The organism is Pedobacter sp. R-06, assembly GCF_049913135.1.
Lineage (GTDB): Bacteria > Bacteroidota > Bacteroidia > Sphingobacteriales > Sphingobacteriaceae > Pedobacter.
The window spans coordinates 4,119,697-4,144,751 of the sequence record NZ_CP183977.1 but is presented as its reverse complement, the minus strand read 5'-3'; the positions used below and the strand labels follow the sequence as shown (position 1 = coordinate 4,144,751).

At 38.2% G+C, this 25,055-nt stretch carries 23 protein-coding genes; 10 read left to right on the top strand and 13 right to left on the bottom strand.

What is annotated here, in order from left to right; genetic code table 11:
- The first annotated feature begins 5 nt into the window (after positions 1-5).
- A complete protein-coding gene (locus ACN9MR_RS16490; protein ID WP_426325206.1) occupies positions 6-1,226 on the top strand; it encodes an ABC transporter permease in 1,221 nt (406 codons plus the stop codon).
- A 56-nt stretch (positions 1,227-1,282) separates the two neighbouring features.
- On the opposite strand, the gene ACN9MR_RS16485 is transcribed toward ACN9MR_RS16490, so the two are convergent.
- Genes ACN9MR_RS16485 through ACN9MR_RS16475 form a run of 3 tightly spaced genes read right to left on the bottom strand, consistent with a single transcriptional unit; the run spans position 1,283 to position 2,979 of the window.
- On the bottom strand, positions 1,283-1,684 hold the full coding sequence (locus ACN9MR_RS16485; RefSeq protein WP_426325205.1) for a hypothetical protein: 402 nt from the start codon (positions 1,682-1,684) through the stop codon (positions 1,283-1,285).
- 11 nt (positions 1,685-1,695) lie between these two features.
- Entirely contained in the window at positions 1,696-2,142 is a 447-nt protein-coding gene (locus tag ACN9MR_RS16480; protein WP_426325204.1) for a hypothetical protein, read from the bottom strand.
- 36 nt (positions 2,143-2,178) lie between these two features.
- Complete coding sequence (locus ACN9MR_RS16475) at positions 2,179-2,979, bottom strand: tRNA pseudouridine synthase A (protein WP_426325203.1); 801 nt, start codon at positions 2,977-2,979, stop codon at positions 2,179-2,181.
- A gap of 74 nt (positions 2,980-3,053) precedes the next feature.
- Between ACN9MR_RS16475 and ACN9MR_RS16470 the strand changes: the two genes are divergently transcribed.
- The gene (locus tag ACN9MR_RS16470; RefSeq protein ID WP_426325202.1) at positions 3,054-3,437 is read left to right on the top strand and encodes a YchJ family protein; all 384 of its coding nucleotides are present in this window, start codon (positions 3,054-3,056) and stop codon (positions 3,435-3,437) included.
- Between the two features lie 113 nt (positions 3,438-3,550).
- Here ACN9MR_RS16470 and mazG read toward each other — a convergent pair whose 3' ends face one another.
- The 6 genes from mazG to mnmD all read right to left on the bottom strand — a co-directional run bounded on the left by mazG (position 3,551) and on the right by mnmD (position 8,434).
- Positions 3,551-4,357, bottom strand: a complete 807-nt coding sequence (gene mazG, locus ACN9MR_RS16465) for a nucleoside triphosphate pyrophosphohydrolase (protein ID WP_426325201.1) — start codon at positions 4,355-4,357, stop codon at positions 3,551-3,553.
- A gap of 20 nt (positions 4,358-4,377) precedes the next feature.
- Complete coding sequence (locus ACN9MR_RS16460) at positions 4,378-4,827, bottom strand: DoxX family protein (protein ID WP_426325200.1); 450 nt, start codon at positions 4,825-4,827, stop codon at positions 4,378-4,380.
- Positions 4,828-4,844: 17 nt separating this feature from the next.
- Positions 4,845-5,141, bottom strand: coding sequence for a hypothetical protein (locus tag ACN9MR_RS16455; RefSeq protein WP_426325199.1), 297 nt, complete (start codon positions 5,139-5,141; stop codon positions 4,845-4,847).
- A 1-nt stretch (position 5,142) separates the two neighbouring features.
- Complete coding sequence (locus tag ACN9MR_RS16450; RefSeq protein ID WP_426325198.1) at positions 5,143-6,252, bottom strand: AI-2E family transporter; 1,110 nt, start codon at positions 6,250-6,252, stop codon at positions 5,143-5,145.
- An 80-nt stretch (positions 6,253-6,332) separates the two neighbouring features.
- Positions 6,333-7,280 (bottom strand): aldo/keto reductase, encoded by a 948-nt coding sequence (locus ACN9MR_RS16445; protein ID WP_426325197.1) that lies wholly within the window; start codon positions 7,278-7,280, stop codon positions 6,333-6,335.
- 485 nt (positions 7,281-7,765) lie between these two features.
- Positions 7,766-8,434, bottom strand: coding sequence for a tRNA (5-methylaminomethyl-2-thiouridine)(34)-methyltransferase MnmD (gene mnmD / locus ACN9MR_RS16440; RefSeq protein WP_426325196.1), 669 nt, complete (start codon positions 8,432-8,434; stop codon positions 7,766-7,768).
- Between the two features lie 373 nt (positions 8,435-8,807).
- On the opposite strand from mnmD, the gene ACN9MR_RS16435 reads away from it, so the two are divergent.
- Entirely contained in the window at positions 8,808-9,146 is a 339-nt protein-coding gene (locus ACN9MR_RS16435; protein ID WP_029279813.1) for an MmcQ/YjbR family DNA-binding protein, read from the top strand.
- A gap of 51 nt (positions 9,147-9,197) precedes the next feature.
- On the opposite strand, the gene ACN9MR_RS16430 is transcribed toward ACN9MR_RS16435, so the two are convergent.
- From ACN9MR_RS16430 to ACN9MR_RS16420, 3 genes are all read right to left on the bottom strand, one after another.
- Entirely contained in the window at positions 9,198-9,662 is a 465-nt protein-coding gene (locus tag ACN9MR_RS16430) for a DinB family protein (RefSeq protein WP_426325195.1), read from the bottom strand.
- A 23-nt stretch (positions 9,663-9,685) separates the two neighbouring features.
- A complete protein-coding gene (locus tag ACN9MR_RS16425; protein ID WP_426325194.1) occupies positions 9,686-10,486 on the bottom strand; it encodes a DUF2625 domain-containing protein in 801 nt (266 codons plus the stop codon).
- Between the two features lie 336 nt (positions 10,487-10,822).
- Positions 10,823-12,856, bottom strand: coding sequence for a M13 family metallopeptidase (locus ACN9MR_RS16420; protein ID WP_426325193.1), 2,034 nt, complete (start codon positions 12,854-12,856; stop codon positions 10,823-10,825).
- 347 nt (positions 12,857-13,203) lie between these two features.
- Here ACN9MR_RS16420 and ACN9MR_RS16415 point away from each other — a divergent pair, with 347 nt between their 5' ends.
- Positions 13,204-15,186, top strand: a complete 1,983-nt coding sequence (locus ACN9MR_RS16415; RefSeq protein ID WP_426325192.1) for a heavy metal translocating P-type ATPase — start codon at positions 13,204-13,206, stop codon at positions 15,184-15,186.
- 334 nt (positions 15,187-15,520) lie between these two features.
- Positions 15,521-16,156 (top strand): Uma2 family endonuclease, encoded by a 636-nt coding sequence (locus ACN9MR_RS16410; RefSeq protein WP_426325191.1) that lies wholly within the window; start codon positions 15,521-15,523, stop codon positions 16,154-16,156.
- On the opposite strand, the gene ACN9MR_RS16405 is transcribed toward ACN9MR_RS16410, so the two are convergent.
- On the bottom strand, positions 16,140-16,580 hold the full coding sequence (locus tag ACN9MR_RS16405) for a DoxX family protein (RefSeq protein WP_426325190.1): 441 nt from the start codon (positions 16,578-16,580) through the stop codon (positions 16,140-16,142). The two genes, ACN9MR_RS16410 and ACN9MR_RS16405, sit on opposite strands and share 17 nt — an antisense overlap.
- A 341-nt stretch (positions 16,581-16,921) precedes the next feature.
- Here ACN9MR_RS16405 and ACN9MR_RS16400 point away from each other — a divergent pair, with 341 nt between their 5' ends.
- From ACN9MR_RS16400 to ACN9MR_RS16380, 5 genes are all read left to right on the top strand, one after another.
- Positions 16,922-19,588 (top strand): valine--tRNA ligase, encoded by a 2,667-nt coding sequence (locus ACN9MR_RS16400; protein ID WP_426325189.1) that lies wholly within the window; start codon positions 16,922-16,924, stop codon positions 19,586-19,588.
- 57 nt (positions 19,589-19,645) lie between these two features.
- A complete protein-coding gene (locus ACN9MR_RS16395) occupies positions 19,646-20,329 on the top strand; it encodes a hypothetical protein (RefSeq protein WP_426325188.1) in 684 nt (227 codons plus the stop codon).
- Positions 20,330-20,612: 283 nt separating this feature from the next.
- Positions 20,613-21,968: a Gfo/Idh/MocA family protein gene (locus ACN9MR_RS16390; RefSeq protein WP_426325187.1), complete on the top strand. Its 1,356-nt coding sequence runs from the start codon at positions 20,613-20,615 to the stop codon at positions 21,966-21,968.
- Between the two features lie 95 nt (positions 21,969-22,063).
- On the top strand, positions 22,064-23,428 hold the full coding sequence (locus tag ACN9MR_RS16385; RefSeq protein ID WP_426325186.1) for a 3-keto-disaccharide hydrolase: 1,365 nt from the start codon (positions 22,064-22,066) through the stop codon (positions 23,426-23,428).
- A 320-nt stretch (positions 23,429-23,748) separates the two neighbouring features.
- Positions 23,749-24,942, top strand: coding sequence for a Gfo/Idh/MocA family protein (locus ACN9MR_RS16380; RefSeq protein WP_426325185.1), 1,194 nt, complete (start codon positions 23,749-23,751; stop codon positions 24,940-24,942).
- Positions 24,943-25,055 lie beyond the last annotated feature (113 nt).

The following is a 25,055-nucleotide window of genomic DNA, read 5'->3' as shown; positions in this document are numbered from 1 at the left end:
TTAAATTGAATTTCGAATATTTCATAGCTGGGCGGATAGCCATTAAATCTGAGCGTACTTTTTCAAAACTTATTGTCCGCATTGCAATAGCAGGCGTGATGCTGAGTTTGGCTGTTATGATTCTCTCTATAGCCATTATTAAAGGCTTTAAAACTGAAATCCAGGATAAAGTTAGGGGCTATTTGGGCGATGTGCAGATTACCCGTTACGACCTGAATAATTCATTTGAGCATTCTCCATTCGTACTTGATGGAGAAACAAAAAAAATGCTCAAAAACAATCCCGATATTGAATATTATTATCCTTTTGCTACAAAACCTGCTATCCTTTCGGCCAATAATGAAATTGAAGGCATTAATTTTAAAGGGATAGATAAAAACTACAAGTGGGATTATATTAAACAGCACATTATCAGCGGAACCATTATTGATTTTTCTGACAGTACGGCTGCTATGCAAGAACTGCTCATTTCGAATTATACGGCTAATCGTTTAAAACTCAAAACCGGTGACGATTTTATCATGTATTTTGTTCAAAACCAGTTGCGGCCGCGTAAATTTAAAATTGTTGGTATTTACGATATTGGTGTAGAAGATATTGATAAGGGTTTTGTATTGGGCAACCTAAATATCATTAAACGCCTGAATAACTGGGAAGCCAACGAAATTGGTGGTATAGAAATCAGGATTAATGATTTTAACAAACTTAAACCTATTGCCAATAATATTTATGAAAAGCTTCCACGCAATTTGCGCTCGTATTCTATCGAAGAAAATTTTCCAAATATATTTACCTGGCTAGGACTTCTTGATGTAAATACAAAAGTGCTTTTAATCCTGATGCTCATTGTAGGCGTAATTAATATGGTTACTGCATTGTTGATTATGATTTTAGAGAAAACAAATATGATCGGGATGCTAAAATCTTTTGGGGCCACTAACTGGAGCATTATGAAAATTTTCCTTTACAATGCAGCTTATTTAATTGGTATTGGCTTATTACTGGGGAATATTTTGGGTTTAGGTCTCGGTTTCTTACAGCAGTCCACTCACATTTTCAAACTTAACCAGGCCTCTTACTTTTTGGCTTATGCACCAATAGAATTTCATTTTATCGATGTGTTGCTGCTTAACATCGTTACCGTAGTGGTGTGTTTAACGGTTTTGATTATCCCTTCGTTATTGATCAGCAAAGTTTCTCCGCTTAAAGCAATCAGATTTAAATAAGGAAAAAACTTGGGTCACCGGACAGATCATTTTCCGATGCCCAAGCAAACCTAAACTTAAGTTCTTGTCAACTCAACTTTTACACTGTGTGTAACAATAGTTTTCTGGAGTTGAGGATATGGTGTGATATCGATTAATTTGAGTGAATAATCTATACCGTTAATTTTAATGTTTGTTACACTTCCTAAGGTGCCACATTCTCCTTTGCATAAGATAATTTCCTGATCAATATTATTGCCTGTTAACTTGAAGTATGCTGTTGCACCTCCAGCACTAATGCAATCGGCATTTATTGGGCAACGGCTATCGCTAATCGATTTTAATACTAATGTAGATGCACCGATTGATTTTGAAGTGTTGATTTCAAAATCGTAATTCGTCGTTTTTGTTTCAGATTTCTTCTCACATCCCAAAACAAAAATAGATAAGGCAATAAAGAAGAATATTAAATTTTTCATTTGAATGAGGATTAATTACTTCTTTTTAAAATATATTCATAATCTACGGTAGCGTAAGAGGTAGCCGGCGAAAGATCTGTTTTTGTAGTGAACCTTTTTCTAAGGGTTAAATCTACTCCGCTGCTTCTAATATCGTATTCACCGTTTAAAATCATATTCCAGTCAAAATCTGCTGTCCAAACGCCCTCATCGGTAAAATATCCGATCCCATTTTTAAAGTTATAGGTTCCCTTACCTCCCGATGGTTTCAGGTTAGCATCAACACCCGGTGTAATACTGAATTTTCCATCCTTTAACGAAATTGAAATTGGACGTGTTACCGGCACAGACTTAACACTATTGGTAATTACCAATACACCTGTATAATTGCCATCCAATAAAACATCCACATTTGTAGATTTTTTACAGCCTATTGATAGGATCAGTGCAAAGAGGAAAATACAGATTTGAACTTTCATACCCCTAAAACGGAGTTCAAAGTCAAAACGCTACACTTAAATTGAAATCCAGTCTATACCTTGAGTACTATGGATAAATTCAGTCCGTGGTTCGAGGTTTAAATACGGATAAGTAACTTTCGAAAGGTATAAGCCTGTTGGGTGAGCGGGCAATGATAGTTTTGAAGGTTGTAAGGTAATCAGTTCGCTTTCAAATTCGTCATAGCTAAGTTCTCCTTTGCCAACCATGAGGATTTTACCCATAATAATGCGGATCATTTTGCCTAAAAAGCGGTTGCTGGCAATATGAAACCTCAGCCTGTCGCCTTTTGGATTTACAAATAAATCGGCCTCCATTACATTGCAGATGGTATGCTCGTATTTATCAGGATGTGTACAAAAGGCCCTGTAATCTTTGTATTGGGGTAATAATTTTACAACGGCTTTCATTTTATCAAAATCTAGATTGTTTAATTGATAAAAGGAGCTTTGGGTGCTTAAAAAAGGATCTTTATAGGTATGGATAAAATAATCATATTTCCGTTGTACAGCATCAAACCGGGCATGCGGTTTCCCCTCCATTTTAATAATGTCGAATACTGCGATATTATATGGTAAAGCTTTATTCAGGATGTAAAGCAGATCGAAATCAATCTCTTTTTCTATATCGGCATGAAAAAAAAACTGACTGGCATGTACATGCGCATCAGTCCGCCCGCAGCCGTTAATAGCAGTCGGCGATTTTAAAATCTTCGATAGGGTTTGTTCAATAACTTCCTGAACGCTTTTTACCCCAGGTTGTTTTTGCCACCCACTAAAGTATTGGCCTTGATAGGCAATGTGAAAGAAATACCTCATTTTTCAGCTGCAATTTTACGGAAATTTTAGCAGCAGGAATATTAAATCATACTTTTGTGCCGTAAATTTTAATCATGGATTTAATAAACTGTCCTTGTGGAAGTGGAACTACCTTTAACCGGTGTTGCCAGCCTTATCATTTAAAAGTGAAAGCAGCACCAACGGCAGAGGCTTTAATGCGTTCCAGATATTCGGCTTTTGTAGTAGCTGACGCGGATTATCTTTATGATACCACACACATTAGTAAAAGAAAGAATCATTCGAAGACTGCATATCTAAATAGTGCGAAGAATACCAGATGGCTAAAACTCGAAATTGTTTTTTCTGATTTTGATATTGTGGAATTTAAGGCTTATTACCTCAATAAGAAGTTTCAAACAGAAGTATTGCATGAAAAATCTAATTTCAGGTTAGAAGATGGGAAATGGTATTATGTTGATGGAGAATTTTATGAATAAGGCTGAAATCGCAAAATTCATATAAAATTTGCGATTCCATTCGCAGAATTAATATAAATTTTGCGATTCCATTCGCAGAATTAATATAAATTTTGCGATTTTACTCCTTTTAGCTATATTTTCTTTGCTTCGTTCCAATAAATGTCCATTTCTGCAAGGGTCATATCAGCCAGGGCTTTTCCGTTTTCTTTTGCTTTGGTTTCGAGGTATTGAAAACGTTTGATAAATTTTTTATTGGTTTTTTCCAATGCATTTTCAGGATTGATGTTAATGAAACGTGCATAATTGATCAAAGAAAAAAGTACATCGCCAAATTCTGATTCTGCTTTTTCAATATCAATAGCCGTATTATCGGCAACGTTAAATTCAGTTTTAAACTCCTGTAGTTCTTCTTCTACCTTTTCCCAAACCTGGTTTTTATCTTCCCAATCGAAACCTACACCGCGGGCTTTTTCCTGAATGCGGGCAGCTTTAACCAGCGCCGGTAATGAAGATGGAACACCTGCCAACACCGATTTGTTGCCTTCCTTTAGTTTAATCTGCTCCCAATTGCGTTTAACGTCTTCTTCATTCTGCACTTCAACATCGCCATAAATATGTGGATGCCGGTTTACCAGTTTATCGCAAACCCCGTTTAAAACATCTGTAATGTTAAAATCATTGGTTTCGGAAGCAATTCTCGAATAAAAAACCAGATGCATCATCACATCGCCGAGTTCCTTTTTGATTTCGTCTAAATCGCCCTCTAAAATGGCGTCGCTCAACTCATAAGTTTCCTCTATAGTTAAATGACGCAGTGTTTCCATGGTCTGTTTTTTATCCCACGGACATTGTGTGCGTAGTGTGTCTAAAACAGTGAGTAAACGGGTAAAAGCATCAGCTGGATTACTGGCAACTGCAGGAATTGGATTGTTAGGCATGTTTTATGGTTGAGCTATATTTATCGAACGCTAAAGTACCAAACCCAAGCGATTAAGAAAAGCTGAAAAGGTATTCTGAACCATAAATATTTTGGTCCCGGCCCTGGTTTATGCAGATCTTCGTAATTGATGCGGTGTTTGGCAGCGTAAATATTGGCAGGTAAAATAGCAATATAAAAAATAATTAAGGCGATCCCGGTAAAATATCTGGTGCTTTCAATCGCCAGGCCAATGGCAAATAAGATTTCAAGAACACCTGTTAAAAGTACAATTTCTACTTTTTTAGGAATAAATAGGGGAACCATAGCAGCCATACTGGTTTTAAACTTGAAATGCCCTATAGCTGTAAAAAGTAACATCACGCCCATGGCGATATTACCTGCAAAAATATTTCCTTTATCAAATGTGGTATGGCCACCAAAGGCTAATAGGGCAACATAAACGATAAGTAATACAAATAAAGGTTTCATTTATTATAATTTTTAACTTACTTGATCAAATTAAAGGCAATTAAAATCGTTGCTACGAATAAGACAACCAAGCCCGATAGAAAGACAAAATCGGCAACTTTTTCTAACTTTTTACTTGTGTTTCTTTCTCTTCTCATAGAGATAAAAGATAAGATACAGCTGGTCATAAAAAACATTACGGCAGCTACAGCAAATTCATCAATTATGGAACCATCGGTCAGTGCGAGTTTTTTTAATGAAGTAAGCACAATAAAGCAGATGCCCAACAGATTGGCAGAAGTGCTTAAAATATGAGGCGATCTATTTTCGGACATACTAATCCTTCTCTTCTAATTTAATCTTTTTTGTAATCCGATAAATGCGTTTCTTTTTGTCGGGCTTATGCTCTTCGCCCATTAAAATGCCCCAAGGTTTTAAATTATCGACTCTATCGAAGATTATTTTTAATATGGCCAGATAAGGTATACATAAAAACATACCCGATATTCCCCAGATCATTTCGCCAACTACAATACCAATAAAGGCAAATAATGCATTTATTTTTACTTTCGAACCCACCACCAAAGGCATTAGGATGTTTCCATCTATGGCATGAACACCAACAAAAGCAATTAAAACCAGAAGTACTTTCCCTGCACCTGCTGTTGCAAAGGTGATTAAACAACTTATCAGTAAAGCAAAAAATATCCCTAAATAAGGTACAACGTTAAAAATCCCGGCCACCAGGCCTAACAGCACTGCGTATTTAACCCCTAATAAACTCAGTACAGTAATCATTAATACCGTAACAATAAGCATCTGCAGAAATAAACCGATGATGTATTTTTTAATGATATACTGGATCTGGCTAACAATTTCTGAAACTTTTTCTTTGTGTTCTTCTTTAAAAACAGAGGTTAAGAAAGTGAATAAAACACGGCGGTAATTTAAAATGAAGAAAGTAAATAAAAGCGTGAAGCCCAAAAATAATAGGGTAGAAGACAGTGTGGCCAGGGTTGTAGCAACAATAGCAGCACTGGTAGCCAAAGCTTTTTCGGTACTATCATTTAAATAATCGAGTTGTTTCTGAGAATTTACACCAAAGGTGTGCGAAATCCATTTCTGTAGTTCATGGTAAGAAACATTAGCTTTCTCTTTAAGCAAAGGCCAATCGGCCCATAAATCGCTCAGCTGATTGCCAAAAAAATATATGATTCCACCAATTACAGCTATCATTAGCACTACTGAAACAAGAGTAGATAAGCTTCGTTTAAACTTAAATCTCTGCTCCAAAAAATTGCCCACAGGCAACAGTAAAATTGCCATTAAAAAAGAGAAAAGCAGCGGTGCCAACAGCGATTGACCTAAAATGGCGATGTAGGTTAAGCTTATCAAACAGAAAAGAACCAAGGCAAGCTTGGGTAGGAACGATAATTTGTCTTTCATATAATTTTAAATCCTGTTTAATACAAAATGCCCGATTAATTGTTTCACCAATCGGGCACTTAAATATAAGAGATTATTTTTTAATAGATACTTGCTTTGTCTAAAAGTGAAATATCTTCTGGCGATAATTTCAGATTCGCTGCATCCGTAAAAGATTTTAACTGGCTTAAATCGGTAACGCTTGCAATAGGCGCTGTAATTGATGGATGATAAATTAACCAAGCCAGTGCTACCGAAGCCGGCTCAACATGGTGTTTTTCTGCAACCTCATCCAATGCCGCTAAAATTTTAAAGCCACGTTCGTTCAGGAATTTTTTAATGCCTCCACCACGCTGGCTTTTATTTAAATCATCTTCGCTACGGTATTTTCCGGTTAAAAAACCACTGGCCAACGAATAATAAGTCACTACGCCCAAGCCAAAATCCAGGCAGATCTTTTCGTGTTCCTGCTCAAAGTTTTCTCTGTCGTAAAGGTTATATCCTGGTTGGTAAACTTCGTAACGAGGCAAGCTATGTTGGGTGGCGTAAACCAACGATTCTTTTAACCGATCTGCAGAAAAGTTTGAGGCCCCGATCCAACGTATTTTGCCAGCTTTAATTAACGTTTCGTAAGCACTTAAAGTTTCTTCAACCGGGGTATTTTCATCATCGTAATGAGAAAAATAGAGATCGATATAATCTGTTTGCAGGCGCGATAAAGAATGTTCTACTTCATTAATGATATAATCTTTCCTTAACGATTTACCCTGGCCCATATCTGAGCCAACTTTTGTCGCAATAATGATATCATGGCGTTTGTTTTGTTTTTTAAGCCAGTTACCAATAATCGTTTCCGATTCACCACCTTTATTTCCAGGTGCCCAACGCGAATACACGTCGGCTGTATCGATAAAGTTGAATCCACTTTCTACAAAATGGTTTAATATTTCAAACGACTTTTGTTCATCGATTGTCCAGCCAAAAACGTTTCCTCCAAATACAATAGGCGCAATATTTAAATCGGTTTTTCCTAAAATTCTTTTTTCCATGGTATGAATGTTAATAGTATACTAACAAATCCTAGTGCAAGCGGTTTTCGCGTGGGGCTAAATTATATTAAAATGAGAGGAGGATAATTTTTGGAAAGCAATCAATTAAGCTGGGCAAGCGCGAGCCGAAACAATCTTGCATCACAAGCCTATTACTTTTTTAAGAAAAGCAATACCTGTGGTGCTTCGGTTTCGGCTGGTCCCGCCCTTTGCTTAATCCCGATAGATAAAAGGTTAAATACAATCATCATCAATCGGAATAACGCTGCCGGTCGGGTTTATTTTACCACAGATAATAGTACTTTTTAAGCCTCCTAAACTCGATCGAAGCGGGAGCGGGACTGCGGTAAGCTAAAAGCTTCTGTACCTGCTTTCCAAAAAAAACTGATTTAACAATCTTCGTTCGATAGTTATCGGTGAGGCTAGATGATGGTGTGCTGAAGCAATTTTCTGTCGTAATTTCTGTAATTGCTATTATTAAACCTTTAAACTTCAGCCTTGGTTGCCCTAAGCATTTCCCTTTTTCCGGGGGCACCAGGTAATTTTTCGATGGTAAATCCGCAGGCTTTAACGGCTCTTTTCAATTTTCCGGTAATGGCGTAGGTAACAAAAGTTCCGCCTGGTTTTAAGAAACTGCAGGCATGTGCAATAATTTCATCGCTCCACATTTCGGGCTGGTGCTGCACAGAAAAGGCATCATAATAAATCACATCAAATTTTTGGTCGCTCTGGTATTCGGCCAATGTAGTATGCGGAATTTCCAGGGTGCAAAGTGATGTTAATTGTTGAGGTGTTTTTAATGCATCAGGATAATTTGAAATAAAATCGGCCCATATTACTTCAGGAACATATGCAGCGTAACCTGTTTGCTCAATTACTGCTGTAGTAAGCGGAAAGGCTTCGATACTGGTATAGTTAAGTTTAATGTTATTCGCTGTACAATGCTCAAAACTCAAGATAAAGTTCAGTCCGGTGCCAAAACCAACTTCCAAAACCGAAATTTCAGTTAAATTAGCAGAGGCAAATTTTAATCCTGCATCAATAAATACGTGTTTGCTTTCCTGTAATGCGCCATGTTTACTGTGGTAATGTTCGCCTATAGTTTCATTGTAGAGTGTATTCGAACCATCAGCAGTAGGCGTTATAATATTCATGAGCTAGGATTTAAAGGATTCTTGGATTTCAAGATCATGGTGCAAATATAGGCACAGGATTAATATGATTTCTGGATTTCAGGATAAATTGGCCAGAGATAGAAATAGGATTAATATGATTCTTGGATTTCAGGATCATAGGGCAAATACAGGCACAGGATTAATATGATTTCTGGATTTCATGATAAAATTTGACCGGAGAAAAGTAAATCTGCCGTAGTTTTCGGACCTCGGACTCCCGACCTCCGACTTTTTCTCTTTCTGCTTTAATCTTTTGTTCTTAGCTTTGGTCTTACCCTAAACCCTAAACCCTAAACCCTAAACCCTAAACCCTAAACCCTAAACCCTAAACCCTAAACCCTAAACCCTAAGTATGGATATAGAATCTTTCAGAGAATATTGTTTGAATTTACCTGGTACAACCGAGGGAATGAAATGGGGACATTTATGCTTTATGATTGAAGAAAAAATGTATTTCATTATCGCTATTGATGAAGATAACAGTTTCTCTATAAAGTGTGATCCCGAAGAGTTTGATGCATTAACGGCTAGAGATGGCATACAGCAGGCCCATCATATGGCTAAACGACAATGGATACGTGTTGATAACCTGGAGGTGTTTAATGAAACAGAACTGAAAAAAAGAGTGGCCGATTCGAGAGCCATGGTTTTAGCTAAATTACCGAAGAAAACACAGGCAAAGTACGCCTAAGTTTTGCCATAGAAGCATTGAAGAAAAGGAATGTCTTTATTGCAAGTTTTTTTATACAAGTTTCTTTAAGGCCATAATGTAGCCGATATGCATGCCCTCGTGGAAAGGGATAAAATTTATCGCATCTTCTATTGAGTTTAATTTCATGCCGTAACGTTTATCCCAAGAATCGAATTCTACGAAAATCCCACTGGTATAATCTGCTGCCAGACGATCCATACTGTTTAAGAGCATATCAAAAATCGAAGCAATCTCTTGTTTTTCAATAAATTTATCTGGTTTTGTACCGCTTAAAAATGCCGAAAAGTGTTCTTCTTTAAGGGTTACTGCTAAGCCTGATCTTACATAACACATATTTTGCTGCGCAGCGGTTAAATGCGCAATATTCCAGATGATGTTATTGTTAAAACCTGTAGGGATTTTATTTAACTGTTCGATGCTCAAATCCTTTACCAGTTCTAGTATAAAAGCCCTGGTGTTTTTGATCTGGGTAATGGTAGCAAGTGTATTAGTCATATAATTGTTTTATAGACAGTAACTTACTGCTCGTTTTTGGTTTCTTTCTTTTGCGTATCATCTTTTTTTATGCCTTTATCAGCATTCAGTTCTTTCGACTTCATAATATTAAAACGATACATTTCTTCAATCCCGACAAGTTTCCGCGTGCATTTATCAATATCGGTACCTTCTTCCCATAAATAAGGGCGGAAGCTATAAGTTTTGGTGCCATCTAAATTTGCAATAAACTGGTTCCAGCTGCTCCAACGTAAGCCTTTATAAAATTTAGAAAGATCACTATCAAAACAAAAAACAAGAAACTCGCCATAGCCGGCCCCAAGTGGCTGCCAGGTTAAGCTATTAGGCTCCAGGTAATACACATTTTTAATATCTTTACCCAAACCGCCATAATTGATAGCAAAGAAACCACCCACAGCATCATCGGCAATTAACAGGTAGGGGATGTTATCGCCATATTCTTTTATGGTTTTTCCTTTGTTCCATTCGGCAACATTTCGGCTCAATCTTTCACTGCCCGAGCCTAAAATTCTAATCCAGCCATTATCAACCATAATGCCACCGGTATTGTAAATTACCGAGCCAAGTGTTGCATAGGTCGTCATTTGCGAGTTATATAAAACTTCTTTTGCTTTTGCAGAATCAACGGGCAGAACCTCCACCTTATTTTTGGCAGAGTCGATCCACTTTTTTACCAACGGCCAGGCCGGATCGGTTTTATTTACCAATGCTTCGAGACTGATTAACTTATTATCTTGAGCAAAGGTTATTGAAGAAGATAAAGTTAAACTTAGGATAAGAATTGTTTTGAATGCGCTTCTCATGAAAAAGGGGCTTATGTTTTTCCAAAGATAGAATGATAATTAAGAATTGTTGAAAGGAGTGGGATAATTTTTGATTTGCTAAATCAATTGAATGATCGTGCAGTCGGATGTTAACATCCGACTGATTTATTCAATATCTAAAAAGAATTGATTAATCCGCTGAATTCAATTGATAATTTCAGCCAGTGTCAGATGGTAACATCTGACACCACACTTATAAAACAAAACGCCCCAATTAAATCGGGGCGCTTGTAATATAGGGATGATAAATAATTGATTTCAAACTATTAAGTGGAAAAGCCTTAAAGCCTCCGCCTTTTAACCTTCTACCTCAATCTACCACATTCTAATTCTGTCTTCTGGTTTTTTATATAATTTATCGCCAGGTTTAACATCAAAAGCATTGTACCATGCATCCATATTTACAGGTGCACCAATGGTACGGTACGGGCCTGGAGAATGCGGATCGGTTTTAATTAACTGAGCAGCACTTTCAGGTAAAATATTACCTCTCCATACCTGTGCCCAGGCAAGGAAGAAACGCTGATCTGGCGTAAAACCATCAATTTTCTCATTGCTCTGGCCTTGTTTAGTCATTTTAAAAGCAGTATAAGCGGCATTTAAGCCTCCTAAATCGCCAATGTTTTCGCCCATGGTTAATTTACCAATTACATGAACTGTATCCAATACGGTATAGGCATCAAACTGCTCGCCTAAAGCTTTTGTTTTAGCATCGAATTTTGCTTTGTCTTCGGCTGTCCACCAGTTTTTTAAGTTACCAGCAGCATCGTACTGGCTTCCGCTGTCATCAAAACCATGGCTCATTTCGTGACCGATTACCGCACCGATACCACCGTAGTTAACGGCATCATCAGCATTTGGATCGAAGAAAGGGAACTGTAAAATACCTGCAGGGAAAACAATTTCATTCAAAGTGGGGCTGTAGTAGGCATTAACCGTTGGAGGGGTCATGCCAAAACGTTTGCGATCCACAGGTTTACCTAACTGATCAACCATTTCGTTGTAACCCCAAACACTTGCATTGCGTAAGTTTTGGAAGTAGGTATCTTTATTAATCACCAAACCATCGTAGTTTTTCCATTTTTCCGGATAACCTACTTTTGGCGTAAATGCATGTAATTTAGCTAATGCCTTTTGTTTGGTTTCAGGGCTCATCCACTCTAGACCATTAATCCTGATTTCGAAAGCTTTACGCAAGTTCACAATCATCTGGTTCATCCGCTCTTTAGCCTCTGGCTTAAAATACTTGGCTACATAAAGCTGACCTAGTAATTCGCCAATAGTGCCGTCAGTTAAAGATGACATCCGTTGCCAACGTGGTGTTTGTACTTTCTGACCAGTTTGCGCCTGTGTAAAAGCAAAACTTGCCTTAACAAAAGGAGAACTTAAGCTCGATGCCGAACCTTTTAAAATGTTCCACTCCAGATAAGTTTGCCAATCTGTAACCGGAACCGATTTCAACATTCCATCCAGGCTTGCCATAAATTTAGGTGAAGAAACCAGAACGGTATCTTGATTTTTGATTTTGAATTTAGGCAAATATGTTGTCCAGTTAATATCCGGAGTTTTTTTGTTTAGTTCTGCAACAGTAAGTTTGTTGTAGGTAGCGTAAGGATCACGCATTTCTAAACGGCTCATCTGTGCTTCCGCAAATTGCTTCTCGATTTTGTAAACAGTAGCTGCTTTTTGTTTTGCTTCTTCAGGTGTACTTCCCGTTAAAGTAAATAAAGTAACCATATAGGTGTTATATGCTTCGCGGATCTTAACACTGCGCGTGTCATCTTTCAGATAATAATCGCGATCGGGCAGGGTTGTACCGCCCTGACCAATATTTACCATGTATTTGTTTACATTCTTGCGGTCTTGGCCAACACCCAAACCGAACATTCCACCGCCTAAACCATTGGTTCGCATATAAGCCACCTGATCTAGCACGCCCTGGATGTTTTTAATCTGTTTAATTTTTTCTAAATCGGCTTTTATTGGTGTATAGCCTAGTTTTTCTATGGTTGCACTATCCATGGCAGCCGTATAAAAATCGCCAACTCTGCGCTTAACGGAGCCTGCAGGAGCAGATTTATCAGCAGCTGCATCTTCAACTAAAGACTTTACGGCGTTGATGTTGAAATCGCGAAGTTCGTTAAATGAACCCCAACGTGTTTCTTTAGCGGGAACAGGGTTGTTTTTTATCCACGTACCACTTGCGTAGGTGTAGAAATCGTCGCCTGGCTTAACGGATAGATCCATGTTGGCAGGGTCGATAAATTTTTTGGTTTGTGCATTTGCAGAAAAGCTGGCAGCGACTATACCTAGCGCCGCAAAATATCTTTTCAAATTTTGGTATCTCATTCGCTTAATAAGTTAGTAATTATGCGAAATTTATGAAATACTAATTAATACTGGTGTTATATATTAAGAATATTACTTGTTAAACCAGTAGTAAATTTTTGCTAAACCAAGTCGCCTAATAAGTTCGGACGCTGAAAAAGAAATTTTAATAGATTTCATGATTTTAAATCTTTTATACTCTATTAACATTTTTTAACAAAATTTATTGTGTGCTTGTAAAAAATATTGCTATTAAGAATGATTCGGGATAAAGCATTTTATTTTCCATAAATTTGAAAACGGTTATCTAAACCCGCGAGGTTTAATCGATAATAAATAAAAATGATGTTTAGCATACAATAGATATAATGAGCCACTCACACGATAAAGAAGATAGCTGTTGCAGCAGTAAAGTACATTCCACCCCAAAACATAACCACGATCATGTACACGAAGAAGGCGACGAACACGACCACGATCATGGTGGAGATCCATCGGCCTTTCAAACTTATCTGCCAGCCATTGTAACATTGGTTATGCTGCTGATCGGAATAGCGTTTGACAATCTTTTTACGGTTACTGCATTTCAGATCATCCGGCCTTATTGGTACATAGTAGCTTATTTACCTGTGGGCATTCCGGTTTTACGTGAGGTTTGGGAAACTTTTAAAGCCAAAGATTTCTTTACCGAATTCTCTTTAATGTCTATCGCTACAATCGGTGCTTTTGCCATTGGTGAATATCCGGAGGGGGTAACGGTAATGCTTTTTTATACCATTGGAGAGTTGTTTCAAATGGCTGCGGTAAACCGTGCCAAAAGGAATATCAAGGCTTTACTCGATGTCCGTGCAGATGTGGCACATGTGTTCCGAAATGGAAAATACGAAGATGTTAATCCCGAAAAGGTAGAAATTGGCGAAACCATACAAGTAAAGGCTGGAGAAAAAATTCCTTTAGATGGGGAACTGATCGGCGATAAAAGCAGTTTTAATACCGCTGCTTTAACAGGCGAAAGTAAACCACGTACAATTAATAAAGGTGAATCGATTTTAGCGGGAATGCTTAATTTGGATAAGGTAGTTGAAGTAAAAGTAACCAAGGTTTTTGCCGATAGTGCATTGTCGCGCATTTTGGAAATGGTGCAGAATGCCACTACGCGTAAAGCTAAAACCGAACTCTTTATCCGCAAGTTTGCGAAAATATATACACCAATTGTTTTCTTTTTGGCCCTCGCACTGGTTACTATCCCAATTTTGGTTTTAGGGAGCGAATATCATTTCCAAACCTGGTTGTACCGTTCACTGGTTTTCCTGGTAATATCTTGCCCTTGTGCGCTGGTCATTTCCATCCCATTGGGTTATTTTGGTGGCATTGGTGCAGCATCGGCAAATGGCATTCTTTTTAAAGGCTCTAATTTTCTTGACTTAATTACCAAACTGAATACTGTGGTAATGGATAAAACGGGAACCTTGACAAAAGGTGTTTTTAAGGTTCAGAAAGTAGAAAGCAGTATCGATGAAGCAGAATTTTTAAATTTGTTAACTGCGGTTGAAGCAAAATCTACCCATCCAATTGCTAAGGCCATTGTAGAATACGCAGGCCAGAAAGAAATTCATCCCGCCGAAAATATTGAGGAAATTGCTGGAATGGGCCTAAAAGGATCGGTAAATGGCAAAGTTGTTTTGGCAGGGAACACAAAGCTTTTAGCGAAATTTAGTATTGCCTTTGATGCCAAGATTACAGCTATTGAAGAAAGTATTGTGGTTGTTGCAGTTGACGAAAAATATGTAGGGTATGTTTTAATTGCCGATGAAATAAAAGAAGACGCAGCAGAAGCCATCAAACAGCTCCATGAAAACGGAATAAAACAGGTAGTGATGCTGAGCGGTGATAAAACTTCAATTGTTAAAAAAGTAGCAACAGGTTTAGGTATTGATACTTATTTTGGCGATTTATTACCTGAAGATAAAGTAGCCAGGCTAGAAGAAATTAAAAGCGACAAAAGTAAGGTAGTGGCTTTTGTTGGCGACGGAATAAATGACACGCCTGTATTGGCCATTAGCGACATTGGTATTGCTATGGGTGCAATGGGAAGCGATGCTGCTATTGAAACGGCCGATGTGGTTATCCAAACCGATCAGCCTTCTAAAATTGCAACTGCAGTTAAAATCGGTAAGGCAACCAAAAAGGTTGTGATCCAGAATATCGTATTGGCATTCGCGGTAAAAGCACTGGTTTTGATTTTAGGTGCGGGCGGTATTGCTACCATGTGGGAAGCTGTTTTTGCCGATGTTGGTGTTGCACTTTTGGCCATTTTAAATGCGGTGAGAATTCAGAAGATGAAGTTTTAATACGCTATTTGTATGCGGGAGCCTATATCGTTTGCCATTAATGCATTTAGATATTAATAAAATTACATAAAGCCTTAACCTTTCTTAACTTCTTAATGATGAAAAAACAATGGAGATCAGTTTACCATTAAGAAGATTATGGAGGAACAATTTTCTAATCTTTCTTAACTTCTTAAAGATAAAGAAACAATGAAGATCCATTTACCATTAAGAACTTAAAGGCATTAATAGGATTATGGTAAAACAACTCTTTATCTTTCTTAACTTATTAATGGTATTATGATATGTTGAAAAGTAGAAAGGCGGATTACTATAAAAATTAGTATATTCGTTTATGTCTAAACCTGTTCCATATCCAGTTTTAAACGATGATGAGCCTGTTAGGCAATTCGAGGAACTTGATGCATCATTAACTTATAGCTATTCTAATTATTTAAACTGGCTTTTTCCTGAAAGAGTAGAACTGATTAAAGGTAAAATCTTTAAAATGAGTCCTGCGCCTTCAAGGGTACATCAGGAAGTTGCTCGTAATATTTTCTTGAAACTAGGTAATTTTTTGGAAGGCAAACCATGTAAGGTTTATTCTGCCCCGTTTGATGTCCGTTTCCCTAAAGAAAGTAAAGCCGATAAGGACGTATATACAGTATTACAACCCGATATTTGTGTTGTCTGTGATAAAAGTAAACTAGATGCCCGCGGCTGTATCGGTGCGCCCGATCTTGTTATTGAAATTTTATCTCCCGGCAATACCAAAATGGAACTGCTTAATAAATACCGCGTTTACGAAGAATTTGGTGTTAAAGAATATTGGGTGGTTAGCCAAAGCGATCAGAATATTTTAATCTATACCTTAAACGATTCTGGTAAATTTCAGCCTTCTAAAATATTTACCCATAGCGAAAAAATCACTTCATCGGTATTACCAGGCTTTGAATTGGAATTAGACGATGTTTTTAACGATATTGATTAGCTCGTTTTTCCGTTTTTGATTTTTGGGCCGTACCATTCAAGTCAGAATTCAAAAAAATAATAGCGGTTAGTACGCATATCAATACGAAGTTATACTCCATGCCATTTCTTCCCCCACCCACAACAAACCAGCCTTCTTTAAAGTGAACCATAATTATGCCCATAATCAATATGAAAATGGTTGCAAAACATGCTAGCCGGATATATTTGTTCATGATTAAAAGCACTGCACAAACTACATGCAACAGTTTAATTAGCCATGCAATAGCTACTCCATAGGGCGCGAACCCAACGTTATTCAAATAGAGATTGCCAAAATCATTAATTCCGCCATTAAACATGCCCAAAACACTGTGCGACAATAAAATGATGGCGATTGTTATGCGCAAGATGGCATAAGCGATTTTAGCGTTTTTAGTATTCATATCGTTTGAATGTTTTTTCTATCCTAAAATACAATTATCTATTGAAGGGTATGTATTATAATATAATTTAGTGGCACAAGCTTATGTTTATAAACCTGATTGAAGTGGAAAGCCCGCATTCCGATTCTTTACCGATGAATCGGCGCTAAATTAGCAGCGGGAGCGGACTTGTAACGAAAAGCAGGACTCACTTTAAAATGGAATGCTGCACCTGCTTTCTCAAAAATAAATACTGCAAGAGGAAAGAATATTAAAACGCCTTGATTTTGCTTGAGTCTTTCGGCCTGCTCTGCTTTGGTCTTTCAGCTTAATTAGCTATTTTTGGACTTTTAATATCATTCATGAGTATATCCACCAAGTACAATCCTGCAGAAACAGAAGATAAATGGTATAGCTATTGGCTATCGAAGAAATTTTTTCACTCCGAACCCGATGAACGCGAGCCTTACACTATTGTAATTCCACCGCCAAATGTTACCGGTGTGCTGCACATGGGGCATATGCTTAACAATACCATTCAGGATGTATTGATCCGTAAAGCCCGTATGCAAGGTAAAAATGCATGCTGGGTACCGGGAACTGACCATGCCTCTATTGCTACCGAAGCTAAGGTTGTGGCCATGTTAAAAGAGCAGGGTATCAATAAAAAAGACCTTTCTCGTGAAGAATTTTTGAAGTATGCCTGGGAGTGGAAAGAGAAATACGGTGGTATTATTTTAGAACAGTTAAAGAAATTAGGGGCAAGTTGCGATTGGGACCGTACACGTTTCACCATGGAAGAAGATCTTTCTGAAGCGGTGATCGATTCGTTTATCCATTTGTACAAAAAGGGGTGGATTTACCGCGGTATCCGTATGGTAAATTGGGATCCGGCCGGTAAAACTGCCGTTTCTGATGAAGAGGTAATCCGTAAGGAAGTAAACCAAAAACTATATTACATTAAATACCTGATTTCAGGAACGGAAGACCAGTTTTTAACGATAGCTACAACGCGTCCGGAAACGATTATGGCCGATGCAGCAATCTGTATCAACCCGAATGACGAACGTTTTACACATTTAAAAGGCAAAAAGGCTTTTGTGCCCCTGATTAATCATGAAATTCCGGTTATTGAAGATGAATATGTTGATATTGAGTTTGGTACAGGCTGTTTAAAAGTTACACCAGCGCACGATCTGAACGATTATGAGCTTGGTGTTAAGCACAATTTACCAGTTACCGATATCTTAAACGATGATGGAACTTTAAATGAATTAGCGGTTATTTTAGTTGGCGAAGACAGGTTTGTTGCCCGTAAAAAAATTGCCAAAATGCTGGAAGAGGCTGGTCATTTAGACAAAGTTGAAGATTATAAATCGCAGGTTGGTTTTTCTGAACGTACTGATGCCGCTATCGAACCAAAACTTTCCATGCAATGGTTTGTGAAGATGAAAGAAATGGCCCAGCCCGCTTTGGATGACGTTTTAAACGGAGACGTAAACCTGATCCCGAATAAATTTGAAAATACCTACCGCCATTGGATGGAGAATGTCCGCGATTGGAACATTAGTCGCCAGTTGTGGTGGGGGCAGAGAATCCCGGCTTGGTATGATGATAAAGGGAATTGGGTGGTTGCCAAAACTAAAGATGAAGCATTAGAAGAATTCTGGAAGAAAAAACATTTGGACGAAAGTTGCTCAGAAGCTGAAAAAGTAGGATTCAAACATCAGTTAGAGCCATTTTTAAGGCAGGATGATGATGTGATGGATACCTGGTTTTCGTCATGGTTGTGGCCGATTTCAGTTTTCGACGGCTTTAAAAGCCCTGAAAATAAAGACATCAATTATTATTATCCAACCAACGATCTGGTTACCGCGCCTGAAATTTTATTTTTCTGGGTGGCCCGTATGATTATGGCCGGACATGAGTTTATGGGTAAAAAACCATTTACGAATGTATACTTAACAGGTATTGTACGGGATAAATTAGGCCGTAAAATGTCTAAATCATTGGGTAACTCGCCTGATCCGATTGGATTGATCGAAAAATATGGTGCCGATGCCGTTCGTGTAGGGATGTTAATGTCGTCACCTGCAGGAAACGATCTGATGTTCGATGAAAGCTACTGCGAACAGGGGCGTAATTTCGCCAGCAAAATCTGGAATGCTTTCCGTTTGGTAAAAGGATGGGAAGTTGACGAAAACTTAGCAAATCCGAATACCCAGGCCATATTATGGTTCGAAAATAGATTTAATGAAGCACTGGTAGAAATCGAAGCCAATTTTAAACAATACCGCCTGTCGGAAGCATTAATGATCACTTACAAATTGGTTTGGGATGATTTCTGTGCATGGTATTTAGAAATGGTGAAGCCTGCTTACCAACAGCCAATTGATGAGGAGAGTTACAAAGCTACGATTGCCTTTTTCGAAAATATCATCAAATTGTTGCACCCGAACATGCCTTTCTTAACTGAAGAGCTGTGGCATGATGATCTGTTTGGCGAACGTGGAGAAATGGACTGCTGTATTGTTGCCGAATTCCCGAAAGGCGGCGCTTTTGATGAGCAATTATTGAAAGATGCTGAGGTAATTAAAACAGTGGTGGCTGAAATTAGAAATGTAAGGAACCAGAAGCAGATTTCTCCTAAAGAAGCATTGCCTTTGAGCATCAAAATAAATTCTGATCTTGATTACGAGAAATGGTTAAATATTGTTTTCAAATTGGCCAATGTATCAGAAGCTGAAATTGTAAACGATAAAATTGTGGGTGCAACTGCTTTTATGGCTGGTAAAGACGAATTCTTTATTCCGTTAACCGAAAACGTTGATATAGAAGCAGAACGCGAACGCTTAAATGCCGATTTGATTTATTTACAAGGTTTCTTAAAATCAGTTGATGCTAAACTGAGCAACGAACGCTTTGTTCAGAATGCAAAGCCTGAAATTATTGCTAACGAACGTAATAAAAAGGCCGATGCTGAAGCTAAAATCAAAATTATTGAAGAGAGTTTAGCGGTTTTAGGATAATAACCCCCAATAGATCTATAAGGTTCTAAAAACCTTATAGATCTTAATTAAAAAAATATGATGCGCGCTCGAAATTTATTATACATCTTTTCCTGCCTGTTATTATTTATTGTTTCCTGTAAAAAAGAAAGCGATAAGGAAGAAGAACTGAAATATCCAATTTCCTTAAATTATAAATCTTATAGTAGGGGAAAAATGAGGATGTGGACCAGAGATGGCGAAGTTTTGGATCAACAAAAAATCACCAATTTTGCGGGAAATGCCTTTGCCAATTCTTTTGATGCAAATTTTTATCAGATAAAATTTACCAAACCCGATTCTGCTGAAATTAAATATCCAGGCGCATTAGAAGGATTTTGGACTTATAAAGTGAAAGATTCTTCCAATATTGATTTTAAGGGAGATATTCATCTATTTCCTGGAACGGTGTTCGGAAACCAGGCATCGCTTGACCGGGCTTTTTTAATATATAGGACAAGTATTTATACCCAGTATGTAAGGGTAATCAACCAGCCAACATCAACACCTTCAGTTATTTACAGGGCAGATTTAGGATTTAAAGCTACTGGGAACAAAAAAGCCCTTACTATCCCCGGTTATCTTTATAAATTGCGCTTGTATAATAGAACTGCTCTTTTTAGTGGTCACCTGTTTGGTGATTTCAATGATCGTTTCTTAAATGAGCTACAAGATCGAGATACTTTGGTTATTCAAACAACAACGAATAACTGGAGGCAATAAAAGCCTTTCAGATTGTTTTCTGGAAGGCTTTTTTCGTTTTGATTAAAATTATTTCAAACGTTTTCCTACATATTGATAAAAATAGGTTATTACCTTAAATATTGGCTTCCTGGCTATTTATTTAAGGTTAATATGATGATAGCCATTATTTTTAGTATAAGGTTTCAAAAATATTACTTACTAAAATTTAAGGTTTGTTTTTATTAACCATATTTTAGGTTTTATTAAAATAGTTTGTCAAATGGCAAACTAGTTAAGTGATAATCTAACCTAATATCCGCAAATGGAAAATTCCAGAAGAAAATTTATTAAACAATCAGCAATATTTGCTGCGGCAACCTATGCAGGTACCATGGGTATGAGTGCTAAAAGTTATGGTCGTATTATTGGCGCAAACGATAGGGTACGTGTTGGTGTTGTTGGATTTTCTGATCGTTTTAAAGAAACGCTGTTACCTTGTTTTTTGAATCATCACAAGGAGCTGAATTTCGATATAGTTGGCCTTTCTGATCTGTGGAACTACCGAAGAGATCTAGGGATCGCCCATTTAAAAGCAAAATTTGGTCACGATATTAAAGCCTGCCGGAACAATGATGAGCTTTATGCCACAAAAGATCTTGATGCGGTGATTATCAGTACGGCCGATTTTCAGCACGCACTTCATACCATCGAAGCTGTAAAAGCCAGTTGCGATGCCTATGTAGAAAAACCCTTTGCCGAAACCATGGACGATGCCAAAGCCGCATTTAAAGCCGTTAAGGCAAGCAAACAGATTGTACAGATTGGTTCGCAAAGAAGGAGTGGTGAGAATTATACCAATGCAGCAAAATTTATTCAGGATGGAAAATTTGGGCCGATCACCGCTGTCGATTTAGTGTGGAATGTAAACCAGCCAGGGCGATGGCGCAGGCCCGATTTAGTAGCCAAATTAAAAGAAGAAGATATCGATTGGAAAAGATTCTTATTGAACCGCCCAACCGAAGCCTTCGACCCAAGAAAATATTTAGAATACCGCTTGTTCTGGCCATATTCTTCAGGTATGCCCGGGCAATGGATGTCACACCAGATTGATACGGTGCACTGGTTTACCAATTTAAAACATCCGCGAAGTGTAGTGGCAAACGGAGGTATTTACACTTGGAAAGATGGCCGCAGAAACTGGGATACGATGGTAGCGGTATTCGATTACGGCCAGCCCGATACAACAGATGGTTTCCAGGTTACTTTTACCTCACGGATGCAGAATAGTGTGGGTGATGTAGGCGAGGTTTACTATTCGAACGGTGGTGAGTTGAATCTGATTACCAATAAAGTATCACCGAAAGGTGGTTTAAAGGAGAAAGAGGCTGCAGCCATGGGTTTAAAAGCCAATCTTTTGCCTGAGTTCGATTTAAGTAAAAGTGAAATTAAAGCGGCAACCGGTGCCAATATGGGAGGGGATGCGTTAACCTCTGGCCATATGCGCAACTGGATGGAATGTGTGCGCAGTCGTAAAACACCGAATGCGCCTGTTGAAGCTGGTTATTCACACTCTATTGCCAATATCATGACCAATGCCGCGGTACGCACGGGTGCAAAAGCAATTTTCGATGAAAGCAGACAAGAAGTAATCGCAAACGGAAAAGTATTTAAATATTAAAAAAAATATCGTCATGGGAAGCGCAAAGCAATCGGACCTTCAAAGAAAAGGTTGCTTTGTCATTCTTCCTAGCAATGACGGCAAAAAAACAAATCATGTTAAATTTTAAAAAATATAGTATTCTGGCCCTTTCGCTAATCAGTTTATCAGCCGCTGCCCAAAAAGCAAAACCATTATTTGATGGTAAAACCTTAACCGGTTGGAAAGCAGTTGCAGGAGCCGCTCCATACAAAGTTGAAGATGGAATGATTATCGGGACGATGACCAAAGGCACACCAAATTCGTTCTTAATCACTGAAAAGGAGTATGGCGATTTCATTTTAGAACTGGATGTAAAACTCGAAGGTGAAACCACCAACTCGGGCGTACAAACACGCAGCCATATTAAACCGGAAGGAAATAACGGTAAAGGATTGGTTTTTGGCAGGCAAGTAGAAATAGACCCTACACCAAGGGCATGGACCGGGGGAATTTACGACGAAGCCAGAAGATTGTGGCTATACCCTTTAGAACTTAACCCTTCGGCAAAACCATTGTATAAAAAGAATGAGTTTAACCATTACAAAATCGAATGTATTGGCAACGAAACCAAAACCTGGGTAAATGGAACACCTGTTGCTTATGTGATCGATACGTTGGATAAATCAGGATTTATCGGCTTGCAGGTTCATGGCATTGGCAATAACCTCGATAATGATGGCAAGAAAGTTTATTTCAAAAATATCAACATTCAAACGGAAGGGTTAAAAGCCAAAGCTTTTCCAAAAGGAATTTATACAGTTAATTTAACACCAAATACCTTATCTGCCTACGAAAAATCGGAAGGTTATAAACTATTGTTCGACGGTAAAAGCAATGCAGGCTGGGTTGGTGCTTATAAAACTACTTTCCCTGCCAAAGGATGGAAAATTGCTGATGGTGTAATCAGCGTAGAACCATCAGGAGGTGCAGAATCGACCAACGGCGGCGATATTGTAACCAAGGATGAATATGCTGCTTTTGATTTGTCGTTCGAGTTTAAGCTTACCCCTGGTGCCAATAGTGGCGTGAAATATTTTGTTACCCTGAGCGAAAAGAACACAGGTTCTGCCATTGGTCTCGAGTATCAGGTTTTAGATGATGTTTTACATCCCGATGCAAAATTGGGCAGAGATGGAAACCGAACCTTAGCATCTCTATACGATTTAATGACTGCTAAAAAAGAGGCCCGTTACCTGCGCCCTATTGGTAGTTGGAATAATGGACGTTTGGTGGTGTATCCAAATAACAAAGTAGAGCATTATTTAAATGGCGTAAAAGTTTTGGAATATACCCGTGGTTCAGAAGAATTTAAAAAACTGGTTGCCATCAGCAAGTATAAGGATTGGAAAAACTTTGGTGAAGCACCAAAAGGGCATATTTTGTTACAGGATCATGGTAATAAAGTAGATTTCAGGACTATTAAAATCAAGACTTTATAAGTTTTTGATTTGAAAATGAGCGTTGATCTAACATGGCGGGCGGTAGTCCCGATTAAGCTAAATAGCCTTGTTCGTACCTCACTGCGGGCTATTTAGCTTAATCGGGTTTATCATTAGCGTTTGTGCCGGGAAACAAACCCATAGGCACTAAATGATGTTAATTAGCCCCGACATACGCGGAAATACTTTTTGTGCATTTTCGTTAATGTAGTAGATACCGGCAACAAAAAGATTGCAGCATTGGCGGGACTACCACTAAATTGCAGCATTATCCTGTCGCTCCAAATCATCATTTTAAAAAAATAAAATATTAACATATCATGCATCGTCGATCTTTTGTAAAACATAGCACATTGTTAGGCTCTGGTTTGCTTCTTGGCAATCAGGGTTTTGCCAGTTTAATAGCCGATGAAATCATTAATGTAGCCATGATTGGTTGTGGCGACCGGGGCAAAGGTGTTTTGTCGGTAATTAAATCAATGCCTGCAAAATATAAAATTAAAGCCTATTGCGATTTACTCGATTTTAGGCTTAAGGAAACCGAAAAGTATGTTCCTGCTGATGCAAAAGCCATAAAAGATTACCACAAAGTTTTAGACGATAAAACAATTAATGCGGTTTTTATTGCCACTCCTTTAAGTGAGCATTTCAGAATTGCCAAAGACGCTGTGCTGGCTGGCAAACATGTGTATGTAGAAAAAACCATGACCTACAATATTGCCCAGGCACTCGAACTTAAAAAACTGGTAAAACAATATCCCAATCAGGTTTTTCAGGTGGGGTATCAGTATCGTTATTCGCCTTTGTATTTTAAGGTGAAGGATATGATCCAAAGTGGTTATTTGGGCAAGGTTAGCCAGATCGATTGCCGTTGGGACCGTAATGGTAATTGGCGTAGGGCAGTGCCAGATCCAGCTTTAGAACGCAAAATTAACTGGCGGATGTATAAGGAATATTCCGGCGGATTAGCTGCCGAACTTTTATCGCACCAGATCGATTTTATCAATTGGGCTTTCGAAACGCAGCCTGATGAAATTATGGGCGCTGGGGGGATAGATGTGTTTAAAGACGGGCGCGAAACCTACGATAATATTCAGGCTATTCTGCGTTATAACGAAAAAGGAATGATTGGCAATTTCGGGGCCACTTGTGGCAATGCCCATGATGGCTATCTGTTTAAAATAAAAGGCACCAAAGGTTCGGTTTCTTTGCTTACCAATACTGGCTTGTTTTATCCCGAAGAAAGTGTTAAAAAAGAATTAGGTATTGTTGATGGCGTAACCGGAGCCACAAAAATTGTGGTAAATAAAGATGGTGGAATCCCGATTTTGGATAAAGCCACCATTGATGGTACAAATTATGCCCTAGATGAATTTTATAAATCGATAACAACCAAGAAAGAACCAGCATCAAATATCAATACCGGAACCCAGGCGGCTATCTGTGTAGCCATGTGTAATGAGGCGATTTATAGCGGGAATAAACAGGTTTGGAAGACGGAATATAGTGTTTAGATCATATTCTCTTTAGTCATTCTGAAATGCATTCGAAATATCGTCATCTCGACTGAAGCGCAGCGTAATGGAGAGATCTGCTACTGTTGATTTTTTTCTATTGGTTGGTGTCT